The sequence below is a fragment of the Pseudomonas sp. MYb13 genome (assembly GCF_002980075.1).
In the GTDB taxonomy this organism is placed as follows: domain Bacteria; phylum Pseudomonadota; class Gammaproteobacteria; order Pseudomonadales; family Pseudomonadaceae; genus Aquipseudomonas; species Aquipseudomonas lurida.
Map to the genome: position 1 here is coordinate 223,545 of NZ_PCQI01000002.1, position 12,089 is coordinate 235,633.

The following is a 12,089-nucleotide window of genomic DNA, read 5'->3' on the forward strand; positions in this document are numbered from 1 at the left end:
GCGCATTGTAACGCAAAATTCCAGCGTGGTGCTCAGGCCGCTGCTACCTGCACTGGAACGCCGTTCAATGCAGCATTGCCCGACAACTCATCCAACTGCCGCTCGTCGGTCAAGTCATTGGCACTCGCCCCTGGTTGCCCGCTGGCGATCGTCATTTGTACGCCCGGTCGCCCATGGCCCCAACCATGGGGCAGGCTGACCACGCCGGGCATCATGTCCAGGCTGGCCAGCACTTCCACTTCGATCATGCCGATGCGCGAACTGACGCGCACACGCTGGCCATCGCTCAACTGCCGACTGGCGAGGTCATCCGGATGCATCAGCAACTGATGGCGCGGCTTGCCCTTCACCAGCCGGTGGTAGTTATGCATCCAGGAATTATTGCTGCGCACATGACGTCGGCCGATCAGGAGCAGTTCGTCGGCCACCGGCATCGGCTGCGCAGCAAACCGTGCCAGGTCGGCGAGGATCACCGGCGGTGCCGCCTGCACTTTGCCGTCAGCGGTTTTCAACCGAGCAGCAAGATTGGGATGGAGCGGCCCCAGGTCCAGACCATGGGGATGATCCGCCAGCATTGCCACGGACACCTTGTGACTGGACGCATCACCGTATACCCCGGCACGCAGGCCGAAATCGATCATCTGCGCGGGCGGCATCGTTGGCTTGAGCATTGCGCCGGTGTGGGCCGCGAACGCCTGGGCCAGGCCGACAAAGATCTCCCAGTCATGCAACGCGCCCACCGGTTTGGGCAGGATCGCCCGATTGAACCGGGTGACGTTACGCACCGCGAACAGGTTGAAGGTCGTGTCGTAGTGATCGTTTTCCAGCGCTGACGTGGACGGCAGGATCAGGTCGGCATACCGGGTGGTCTCGTTGATATAGAGGTCGATGCTGACCATGAACTCCAGGCCATCGAGGGCTTGTTCCAACTGACGACCATTAGGCGTCGACAACACAGGATTACCCGCTACCGTCACCAGTGCACGGATCTGCCCTTCGCCCTCAGTCAGCATTTCTTCAGCCAAGGCGGACACCGGTAACTCTCCGCCGTACTCCGGCCGCCCGGAAACCCGGCTCTGCCAACGGTTGAAATGCCCGCCTCCGGTCGATGCCACCAGGTCCACCGCCGGTGTAGTGCACAACGCGCCACCGACACGGTCCAGGTTGCCCGTGACCAGGTTGATCAATTGCACCAGCCAATGACAGAGGGTGCCGAACGCCTGCGTCGAGACCCCCATGCGCCCGTAACACACCGCCCTGTCCGCGGCGGCAAAGTCTCGCGCCAGTTGGCGGATCTGCTCGGCAGGCACCGCGCACTGGCGGCTCATGGCTTCGGCAGTAAAGCCGGCGATGGCACGGCGGACATCTTCCAGGCCTTCAACCGGCAGATGGCTGTCGCGCGTCAGGTGCTCGGTAAACAAGGTGTTGAGCACACCAAACAACAAGGCCGCATCACCGCCTGGGCGCACGAACAGATGCTGATCGGCCATCGCCGCCGTCTCGCTGCGCCGTGGGTCGACCACCACCACTTTGCCGCCCCTGGCCTGGATGGCCTTGAGACGCTTCTCGACATCCGGCACGGTCATGATGCTGCCGTTGGACGCCAATGGGTTGCCACCCAGGATCAGCATGAAGTCGGTGTGGTCGATGTCCGGGATGGGCAACAACAGGCCATGGCCGTACATGAGGTAGCTGGTGAGGTGATGAGGCAACTGGTCTACCGACGTGGCGGAAAACCGGTTGCGCGTCTTCAACTGGCCAAGAAAGTAGTTGCTGTGGGTCATCAGCCCATAGTTATGCACGCTGGGGTTGCCCTGATACACCGCCACGGCATTCTGCCCATGCCGCGCCTGGATCCTCGCCAGCCGTTCGGCGACGAGCGCAAAGGCCTCGTCCCAGGCAATCGGCTGCCACTCGCTGCCCACCCGCAACATGGGCTGGTGCAGGCGGTCGGGGTCATTCTGGATATCCTGCAGCGCGACGGCCTTGGGACAGATATGCCCACGACTGAAACTGTCCTGGGCGTCGCCCTTGATCGACGTGATCGCCAGGCTGCCATCGTCGGCTTGAGTCGTTTCCAGCGTCAGGCCGCAAATGGCTTCACACAGATGGCAGGCACGGTGGTGGAGAGTCTTGGTCATGGCCAGTCTCTTATCAGGGCTTTGATCCCACTATGGGCCGCGAACGGCCAAGGCACCACCAACGTCAGTGCCGTGAATCGATGAGCATCAGGCCAAGCCATGGCCAAGCATGAGCAAATGTTTCAAAAACTTCGCACATGCGCCCTGAAACCGACGCAGCCTGGCCTGCAGCCGTCCCCGCGCATTGCAAAAGGTCGTGACGCCAGTGTACAAATGACCTGCTGCTGTCTGGAATTCGTCTTCAAAAGCGCTCCCGCGCCCTCCTTGAACGCCCCTAAAAACCGTAGCCCTATTGGTAAGACGCGACATTTAATTATAAGATCGCGCCTTCCCCTATTTCGTCGCCCCGTGCGGCTTTCGCCGCAGGTCTCGCCCGTTGTCACAATAAACAAGGCTTTGAGTATCTGCGGTCTGTTGCAAAAAGGTAGTTAATGATGAGCGCAAGGCACTTTCTCTCCCTGATGGATTGCACGCCCGAAGAGCTGGTCAGCGTGATCCGTCGAGGCATTGAGCTCAAAGACCTGCGTAACCGCGGCGTACTGTTCGAGCCTTTGAAAAACCGTGTGCTTGGGATGATTTTCGAGAAGTCGTCGACCCGCACTCGCGTGTCTTTCGAAGCCGGCATGATCCAACTGGGTGGCCAAGCCATCTTTTTGTCCTCGCGCGACACCCAACTGGGCCGTGGCGAGCCTATCGCCGACAGCGCCATTGTCCTGTCGAGCATGCTCGATGCGGTGATGATCCGTACCTTTGCCCACAGCACGGTGACCGAATTTTCCGCCAACTCCCGCGTACCGGTGATCAACGGCCTGTCCGATGACCTGCACCCGTGCCAGCTGCTGGCCGACATGCAAACCTTCCTCGAACACCGTGGCTCGATCCAGGGCAAGACCGTGGCCTGGATCGGCGACGGCAACAACATGTGCAACAGCTATATAGAAGCTGCTATCCAATTCGACTTCCACCTGCGCGTTGCCTGCCCTGAAGGCTACGAGCCGGACGCACGCTTCCTGGCACAAGCCGGTGACCGCGTGACCCTCGTACGCGACCCACGCGACGCCGTGGTCGGCGCGCACCTGGTGAGTACCGACGTCTGGACCTCCATGGGCCAGGAAGACGAAACCACCCAGCGCCTTGCCTTGTTCGCCCCGTACCAGGTAAACCGTGCCCTGCTCGACCTGGCTGCGCCGGATGTACTGTTCATGCACTGCCTGCCAGCCCACCGTGGCGAAGAAATCAGCCTCGACCTGCTCGACGACCCACGCTCGGTCGCCTGGGACCAGGCAGAAAACCGCCTGCACGCGCAAAAAGCGCTGCTCGAGTTCCTCGTTCCGCCGTCGTACCACCACGCATGAGCCATCCATTACTGCTGAACCTGCGCAATCTGGCATGCGGCTACCAAGATCAACGGGTGGTGCAGAACCTCAACCTGCACCTCAATGCTGGCGACATCGGTTGCCTGCTGGGCTCATCGGGTTGCGGCAAGACCACTACGCTGCGGGCGATCGCAGGGTTTGAGCCGGTGCACGAAGGTGAAATCAGCCTGGCCGGCGAAGTGATCTCCAGTGCCGGGTTCACCCTGGCACCGGAGAAACGTCGCATCGGCATGGTGTTCCAGGACTACGCGCTGTTTCCCCACCTGAGCGTGGCCGACAACATCGCCTTCGGCATTCGCAAGCACCCGCAAAAAGACCGCGTGGTGGCTGAACTGCTGGAACTGGTGAACCTGAAGAACCTGGGCAAGCGCTTCCCCCACGAGCTCTCGGGCGGCCAGCAACAACGCATCGCCCTGGCCCGCGCCTTGGCGCCAGAACCGGCGCTGTTGCTGCTGGATGAGCCGTTCTCCAACCTCGATGGCGAGTTGCGACGCAAACTGAGCCACGAGGTGCGCGACATCCTCAAGGCACGCGGCACCAGTGCGATCCTGGTCACCCACGATCAGGAGGAAGCCTTCGCTGTCAGCGATCAGGTCGGCGTATTCAAAGAGGGCCGGCTTGAGCAGTGGGACACGCCGTACAACCTTTATCACGAACCGCAGACGCCTTACGTCGCCAGTTTTATCGGCCAGGGTTACTTCATTCGTGGCCAATTGAGCTCGCCGGAATCGGTCAGCACCGAACTGGGTGAGTTGCGCGGCAACCGCGCCTACACATGGCCTACCGGCGGTGCGGTGGACGTGCTACTGCGCCCGGATGACATCGTCTACGCACCGGACAGCGCATTGAATGCGCGGATCGTCGGCAAGACCTTCCTCGGCGCGTCGACCTTGTACCGCCTGCAACTGCCGACCGGCGCGCAGCTGGAGTCGATTTTCCCCAGCCATGCAGACCATCAGGTGGGTGCGGATGTCGGGATTCGGGTCGCCGCTGAACACTTGGTGTTGTTCCAGGCGTCCGGCAGCACTGCCGCCCAAATCCCCCAAGGCGAATCAGGCGTGCGCCGCCACAGCCCCGCTAACTGAAGAAACCGGGGCAACCTGTGAGAGCGGGCTTGCTCGCGAAGGCGGAGTGTCAGTCGACCTGTTATTGGCTGATACACCGCCTTCGCGGGCAAGCCCGCTCCCACATTTGGTCGCATGCACGTTGAGATCAATGTCAGGCGCGACCAATCGGCGCGAACGTGGCCTGGGTGTGCTCAGCCAGTACCGCCGCTGGCAATTCGACCTCCAACCCCCTCCTCCCCGCACTCACAAAAATCGTCGTAAAAGGCTGCGCCGTTACATCGATAAACGTGCGCAATCGCTTCTTCTGCCCCAACGGGCTGATGCCACCCAACAGGTAACCGGTGGAACGCTGAGCCGCTGCCGGTTCGGCCATTTCGACTTTCTTGACGCCTGCTGCGTGTGCCAGCGCCTTCAAATCCAGACTTCCGACGACCGGCACCACTGCCACCAGTAATTCGCCTTTTTCACTGCTCGCCAGCAGGGTCTTGAATACCTGCGCGGGGTCGAGGCCCAATTTTTCCGCGGCCTCCAGCCCATAGGAAGCAGCCTTGGGGTCATGTTCGTAACTGTGGATTCGATGTTCGGCGCGAACTTTTTTCAACAGATCCAATGCGGGGGTCATGGAGTCTCCGGAGCGTGGCAAGCAGATGGCCAATTCTAGGCCAACCCCACACAAAACGCTCTAGTGCGCCCTCTGTTGCGGTACGTGCTCAATGTGACAAGCGTGATCATTCACCAGACCAATAGTTGGAAAGTGACCGACAGTTCACTTTCGACCTTTGACAGCAGTCATTCTTGTCTATATTTTTTCGTTTCCGAATACTGTAGGAATAGTGCCGCAGCATTCGAGCAGTAAGCCGTGACCGGGATGGGGATCCTTGTCACGGTGAAAATCGCGCAACAACCCGTTGAGGTCGTGCGCCAGACAAGAACAACAACTGAGGTTTTCCATGACAACTGCTCTTCAACAGCCTTCACTTTCGAGCCAATGCATGGCCGAATTCCTGGGGACTGCGCTTCTGATCTTCTTCGGTACAGGATGTGTCGCTGCGCTTAAGGTCGCGGGTGCAAGCTTTGGCTTGTGGGAGATCAGTATCATCTGGGGGGTCGGCGTCAGCATGGCGATCTACCTGAGCGCCGGCATTTCCGGAGCCCACCTCAACCCGGCCGTCAGCATCGCGCTGTGTATTTTCGCCGACTTCGACAAGCGCAAACTGCCCTTCTATATCCTCGCCCAGATCGCAGGCGCCTTCTGCTCGGCGGCCTTGGTGTACACGCTGTACAGCAATCTTTTTTTCGATTACGAACAAACCCATCACATGGTGCGCGGCTCACAGGCCAGCCTGGAACTGGCGTCGGTGTTCTCCACCTACCCCCATGCGCTGCTGAGCACTGCCCAGGCGTTCCTGGTGGAGATGGTTATCACCGCCATCCTGATGGGCGTGATCATGGCCCTGACCGATGACAACAACGGCCTGCCTCGCGGCCCCCTGGCCCCGCTGCTGATCGGCCTGCTGATCGCCGTGATCGGCAGCGCCATGGGCCCATTGACCGGCTTTGCGATGAACCCGGCGCGGGATTTCGGGCCCAAGCTGATGACCTTTTTCGCCGGCTGGGGTGAAATGGCCTTCACCGGCGGTCGTGATATTCCTTACTTCCTGGTACCGATTTTCGCGCCGATTGTCGGCGCATGCCTCGGCGCTGCGGCCTATCGCGGGCTGATTGCCCGCCATCTGCCGAGCGCCGCACCTGCTATAGCTGAAGAAACACCTGACACGGCTGTCAACGGCAAGACGCGTATTTCCTGAAAACACCAGCCTGGTCCCCACTGCCCTTCTGCGGTCCAGGCTGATTTCTGACTTCCTTATTTCGTCCAAGGCAATCGACATGACCGACATTCAGAATAAGAACTACATCATTGCCCTTGATCAGGGCACCACCAGTTCCCGCGCGATCATCTTTGATCGTGACGCCAACGTGGTCTGCACCGCCCAGCGTGAATTCACTCAGCATTACCCGCAAGCGGGCTGGGTCGAGCATGACCCGATGGAAATCTTCGCGACCCAGAGCGCGGTGATGGTCGAAGCGCTGGCACAGGCCGGGCTGCACCACGACCAGGTCGCCGCCATCGGCATCACCAACCAGCGTGAAACCACCGTGGTCTGGGACAAAGTCACCGGCCGCCCGATCTACAACGCGATCGTCTGGCAGTGCCGCCGCAGCACCGAGATCTGCCAGCAGCTCAAGCGCGACGGCCACGAGCAGTACATCAATGACACCACCGGCCTGGTCACCGACCCGTACTTCTCCGGCACCAAGCTCAAGTGGATCCTCGACAACGTCGAGGGCAGCCGCGAGCGTGCGCGCAACGGCGAGTTGCTGTTCGGCACCATCGACAGCTGGCTGATCTGGAAATTTACCGGCGGCAAGACCCACGTCACCGACTACACCAACGCCTCGCGCACCATGCTCTTCAACATCCACACCCTGGAATGGGATGCGAAGATGCTGGAGATCCTCGACGTACCGCGCGAAATGCTGCCGGAAGTGAAGTCCTCCTCGGAAATCTACGGCCGCACCAAAAGCGGTATTGCCATCGGCGGCATTGCGGGCGACCAACAGGCGGCACTGTTCGGCCAAATGTGCGTCGAAGCCGGCCAGGCCAAGAACACCTACGGCACCGGCTGCTTCCTGCTGATGAACACCGGCGACAAGGCGGTGAAATCCAAGCACGGCATGCTCACCACCATCGCATGCGGCCCGCGTGGCGAAGTGGCGTATGCGTTGGAAGGTGCGGTATTCAACGGCGGCTCCACTGTGCAGTGGTTGCGCGACGAGTTGAAGATCATCGCGGATGCCACCGACACCGAGTACTTCGCCGGCAAGGTCAAGGACAGCAACGGCGTGTACCTGGTCCCCGCCTTCACCGGCCTGGGCGCTCCGTACTGGGACCCGTATGCCCGTGGCGCACTGTTCGGCCTGACCCGTGGCGTGCGCGTGGATCACATCATTCGTGCCGCCCTGGAGTCGATCGCCTACCAGACCCGCGACGTACTCGACGCCATGCAACAGGATTCGGGCGAACGCCTGAAAGCCCTGCGCGTGGACGGCGGTGCGGTGGCCAACAACTTCCTGATGCAATTCCAGGCCGATATCCTCGGCACCCAGGTCGAGCGCCCGCAAATGCGCGAGACCACCGCACTCGGCGCCGCCTACCTGGCCGGCCTGGCGTGTGGCTTCTGGGGCAGCCTGGACGAGTTGCGCGGCAAGGCGGTGATCGAGCGTGAATTCGAGCCGCAGTTGGACGAAGCGGCCAAAGAGAAACTCTACGCCGGCTGGCAAAAAGCTGTGAGCCGCACCCGCGACTGGGAACCTCACGAAGGCGCTGAATAAGCCAAGCGCCGGACCCATATAGGGTTGTAACTGGCAGGGAGCAGATTCCTGCGTCATCATGGGCCACTTTTGTATGGCAGCCCAAAGGACGCCCCATGAATCTGCCTCCCCGCCAGCAACACATTCTCGAACTGGTCCGCGAACGCGGCTACGTCAGTATCGAGGAAATGGCGCAGCTGTTCGTTGTCACCCCGCAAACCATCCGCCGCGATATCAACCAGTTGGCGGACGCCAATCTGCTGCGCCGCTACCACGGCGGCGCGGCCTATGACTCCAGTGTCGAGAACACGGCGTACGCCATGCGTGCCGACCAGATGCGTGACGAGAAACAGCGCATCGGCGAAGCCATCGCCGCGCAGATCCCCGATCACGCCTCGCTGTTCATCAATATCGGCACCACCACCGAATCCATCGCCCGTGCGTTGCTCAACCACAACCACCTGAAGATCATCACCAACAACCTCAACGTCGCCACCATGCTCAGCGCCAAGGACGACTTCGATGTGCTGTTGACCGGCGGTAACGTGCGCCGTGATGGCGGCGTGGTGGGCCAGGCGAGTGTCGACTTCATCAACCAGTTCAAGGTCGACTTTGCGCTGGTGGGCATCAGCGGCATCGATGAAGACGGCAGCCTGCTGGACTTTGACTACCAGGAAGTACGGGTGTCGCAAGCGATCATTGCCAATGCTCGCCAGGTGATCCTGGCAGCGGACTCGAGCAAGTTTGGCCGCAACGCCATGATTCGCCTGGGGCCGATCAGCCTGGTGGATTGCCTGGTGACTGACCAGCAACCGGTGCCGGCATTGGTGCAGTTGCTGAACCAGCATAAGGTTCGGTTGGAAGTCGTGTAACTCCCCCTATCCCTGGCAACTGTGCCACCGCCCTCGCGGGCAAGCCCGCTCCCACACTTGACCGCATGGCCCTGGCGGAACGCGGTCCCTTATGGGAGCGGGGGTGCCCGCGAAGCTATTCAACACTCCTCTTACGCTCGAGCCTTCCCCAGGCTTATGTTCACAAATTTTCCTTTTCCCGCCCTTCGATGAGTTTTTTCAATCGAAGTTGGCTGGCTGCGCGCGCGTTTATCAGCTACCATTTTCGCAAATGAACATTAATGTTCGAATTCCAATACGAAAAAGATCGCGAGGCCAGCCGATGAACCCTTCTACCTTGCCTGCTCCACCGCTTGCCGAAGTGTATGACGTTGCCGTTATCGGTGGCGGGATCAACGGCGTCGGCATCGCAGCAGACGCAGCCGGGCGCGGTTTGTCGGTATTCCTTTGCGAAAAGGACGACCTGGCCAGCCACACGTCTTCTGCCAGCAGCAAATTGATCCACGGCGGCCTGCGCTACCTCGAACATTACGAATTCCGCTTGGTGCGCGAAGCATTGGCCGAGCGTGAAGTATTGCTGGCGAAGGCCCCGCACATCGTCAAGCAGATGCGCTTCGTATTGCCGCACCGCCCTCACCTGCGTCCCGCATGGATGATCCGCGCCGGCCTGTTCCTGTACGACCACCTGGGCAAGCGCGAAACACTGGCCGGCTCGAAAAGCTTGAAGTTCGGCCCCGACAGCCCGCTCAAAAGCGAAATCACCAAAGGCTTCGAATACTCCGACTGCTGGGTCGATGACGCTCGCCTGGTGGTGTTGAACGCCATGGCCGCCCGCGAAAAAGGCGCGCACATCCACACCCAGACCCGCTGCGTCAGTGCTCATCGCAGCAAAGGCCTGTGGGAAATGAACATGGAGCGCGCCGATGGCAGCCTGTTCTCGATCCGTGCCCGAGCGCTGGTGAACGCCGCCGGCCCGTGGGTGGCCAAGTTCATCAAGGACGACCTGAAGCTGGACTCGCCTTACGGCATCCGCCTGATCCAGGGCAGCCACTTGATCGTGCCGAAACTGTACGAAGGCGCCCACGCGCATATCCTGCAGAACGAAGACCAGCGGATCGTCTTCACTATTCCGTACCTGAATCACCTGACCATCATCGGCACCACAGACCGCGAATACACCGGCGACCCGGCGAAAGTCGCGATTACCGAAGGCGAAACCGACTACATGCTCAAGGTGGTCAACGCTCACTTCAAGAAACAGCTGAGCCGCGATGACATCGTCCACACATATTCCGGTGTGCGCCCGCTGTGCAACGACGAGTCGGACAACCCATCGGCCATTACCCGCGACTACACCCTGTCGCTGTCCGGCGGCACGGGCGAGGCGCCAATCCTGTCGGTATTCGGCGGCAAGTTGACCACCTATCGCAAGCTCGCAGAGTCGGCGATGGCGCAACTGGCCCCCTACTTTACCCAGATGCGCCCAAGCTGGACGGCCACGGCAAGTTTGCCCGGTGGCGAAGACATGACCACGCCAGAAGCCCTGGCCGAAGCCATTCGCAACAAGTTCGACTGGGTACCGAGTGAAATCGCACGTCGTTGGTCCACCACCTACGGCAGCCGTACCTGGCGCCTGCTGGAAGGCGTGCAGTCCCAGGCCGACCTGGGTGAGCATCTGGGTGGCGGCTTGTACACCCGCGAAGTCGATTACCTGTGCGCCGAAGAATGGGCGACCCAACCCCAGGACGTCCTGTGGCGCCGTACCAAGCTTGGCCTGTTCACTACCCCCGAAGAGCAGGATAACGTGCAGCGTTACTTGTCCAAGGTCGAGCAGCATCGCAGCAAGATTGAAGCGGCCTGACAGCCCGATACGACAAAAGCCCCTGCGCCGAAAGGCCCAGGGGCTTTTTTTGGCGTTCGGTTTTCCGAACGAGGCGCCTCGACGTATTCGGTTTGCCGGACCCAAAGGCTAGCCATTATTCGTCACACAAAGTTAATCACCCTATAAATCATAGAGTTGGCCTTTTACTGCTGGCCTGGCACGACTCATGCTCTACACTCTTGGACGATTGCCTGGGACGCCTCAAGAGCCGTCACGGGCATTCGCTGTACAAGAGAGCCGTTTAGCCGGCTTCATAAAAAAAACAAATGTCGAGGAAGTATTGATGCGCATCGTTCCCCATATTCTGGGCGCAGCTATCGCTGCTGCTCTGATCAGCACTCCAGTGTTCGCCGCTGAACTCACCGGCACGCTGAAGAAGATCAACGACTCCGGCACCATCACTCTCGCTCACCGCGACAGCTCCATTCCGTTCTCCTACATCGCGGATGGTTCGGGCAAGCCAGTGGGCTACTCCCACGACATTCAGTTGGCCGTTGTCGAGCAATTGAAAAAAGACCTGAACAAACCCGACCTGAAGGCCAAGTACAACCTGGTCACTTCGCAAACCCGTATTCCGCTGATCCAGAACGGCACCGCGGACCTCGAGTGCGGCTCCACCACCAACAACGCCGAACGCGCCCAGCAAGTTGATTTCACCGTCAACATCTTCGAAATCGGTACCCGCCTGCTCGTCAAGAAAGACAAGGATGGCAAGCCGAGCTACGCCGACTTCGCCGACCTGAAAGGCAAGAACGTCGTGACCACCGCCGGCACCACGTCCGAGCGCATCATCAAAGCGATGAACGCCGACAAGCAGATGAGCATGAACGTGATCTCCGCCAAAGACCACGGCGAATCCTTCCAGATGCTGGAAAGCGGCCGCGCCGTTGCCTTCATGATGGACGACGCCTTGTTGGCCGGCGAAGAAGCCAAGGCCAAGAAGCCGGACGACTGGGTCATCACCGGTACCCCGCAGTCCTTCGAAGCCTACGCTTGCATGGTTCGTAAAGACGATCCAGCCTTCAAGAAAGCGGTCGATGACGCCATTGTTGCCCTGTACAAATCCGGCGAAATCAACAAGATCTACAGCAAGTGGTTCGAGAGCCCGATCCCACCAAAAGGCCTGAACCTGAACTTCCCGATGAGCGACAAGGTTAAGGAGCTGATCGCTAACCCAAGCGACAAACCAGCACCTGACGTAAAAATCTGATACCTGACTAAGCTTATCTCCTGAGGGAGCCAACCCTCCCTCAGGCGTCTGTTACTACCTGCTGGCTTTACTTTGGAACACTCGACCGGGCGGTTTTCGAGCCGATCGCGTGTGCCTGGCGTTCATCGCCAGGCGGGAATGGATTTTCCCCAAGCGGGTGCTTGTACATCGATCGATCTCGAGGGGAGAC

At 60.2% G+C, this 12,089-nt stretch carries 9 protein-coding genes; 7 read left to right on the plus strand and 2 right to left on the minus strand.

Annotated features, from left to right (window positions below):
* Window positions 1-32: 32 nt before the first annotated feature.
* On the minus strand, window positions 33-2,141 hold the full coding sequence (locus tag CQ002_RS04565) for a molybdopterin oxidoreductase family protein (RefSeq protein ID WP_105161721.1): 2,109 nt from the start codon (window positions 2,139-2,141) through the stop codon (window positions 33-35).
* A 434-nt stretch (window positions 2,142-2,575) separates the two neighbouring features.
* On the opposite strand from CQ002_RS04565, the gene argF reads away from it, so the two are divergent.
* Together argF and CQ002_RS04580 are read left to right on the plus strand one after the other, a co-directional pair.
* Window positions 2,576-3,496: an ornithine carbamoyltransferase gene (gene argF, locus CQ002_RS04575; protein WP_105161720.1), complete on the plus strand. Its 921-nt coding sequence runs from the start codon at window positions 2,576-2,578 to the stop codon at window positions 3,494-3,496.
* Complete coding sequence (locus tag CQ002_RS04580) at window positions 3,493-4,602, plus strand: ABC transporter ATP-binding protein (RefSeq protein ID WP_105161719.1); 1,110 nt, start codon at window positions 3,493-3,495, stop codon at window positions 4,600-4,602. Before argF ends, CQ002_RS04580 begins: the two co-directional genes overlap by 4 nt.
* Window positions 4,603-4,735: 133 nt before the next feature.
* Here CQ002_RS04580 and ybaK read toward each other — a convergent pair whose 3' ends face one another.
* On the minus strand, window positions 4,736-5,206 hold the full coding sequence (gene ybaK, locus CQ002_RS04585; protein WP_105161718.1) for a Cys-tRNA(Pro) deacylase: 471 nt from the start codon (window positions 5,204-5,206) through the stop codon (window positions 4,736-4,738).
* Window positions 5,207-5,534: 328 nt separating this feature from the next.
* On the opposite strand from ybaK, the gene CQ002_RS04590 reads away from it, so the two are divergent.
* The 5 genes from CQ002_RS04590 to CQ002_RS04610 all read left to right on the plus strand — a co-directional run bounded on the left by CQ002_RS04590 (window position 5,535) and on the right by CQ002_RS04610 (window position 11,899).
* Complete coding sequence (locus tag CQ002_RS04590) at window positions 5,535-6,392, plus strand: MIP/aquaporin family protein (protein WP_028619056.1); 858 nt, start codon at window positions 5,535-5,537, stop codon at window positions 6,390-6,392.
* Between the two features lie 79 nt (window positions 6,393-6,471).
* A complete protein-coding gene (gene glpK / locus CQ002_RS04595; RefSeq protein WP_034102403.1) occupies window positions 6,472-7,977 on the plus strand; it encodes a glycerol kinase GlpK in 1,506 nt (501 codons plus the stop codon).
* A 95-nt stretch (window positions 7,978-8,072) separates the two neighbouring features.
* Window positions 8,073-8,828, plus strand: a complete 756-nt coding sequence (locus tag CQ002_RS04600; RefSeq protein ID WP_034102402.1) for a DeoR/GlpR family transcriptional regulator — start codon at window positions 8,073-8,075, stop codon at window positions 8,826-8,828.
* Between the two features lie 301 nt (window positions 8,829-9,129).
* Window positions 9,130-10,668: a glycerol-3-phosphate dehydrogenase gene (gene glpD / locus CQ002_RS04605; RefSeq protein ID WP_034102401.1), complete on the plus strand. Its 1,539-nt coding sequence runs from the start codon at window positions 9,130-9,132 to the stop codon at window positions 10,666-10,668.
* 304 nt (window positions 10,669-10,972) lie between these two features.
* Window positions 10,973-11,899, plus strand: coding sequence for a glutamate/aspartate ABC transporter substrate-binding protein (locus CQ002_RS04610; protein ID WP_034102400.1), 927 nt, complete (start codon window positions 10,973-10,975; stop codon window positions 11,897-11,899).
* The last annotated feature ends 190 nt before the right edge of the window (window positions 11,900-12,089 follow it).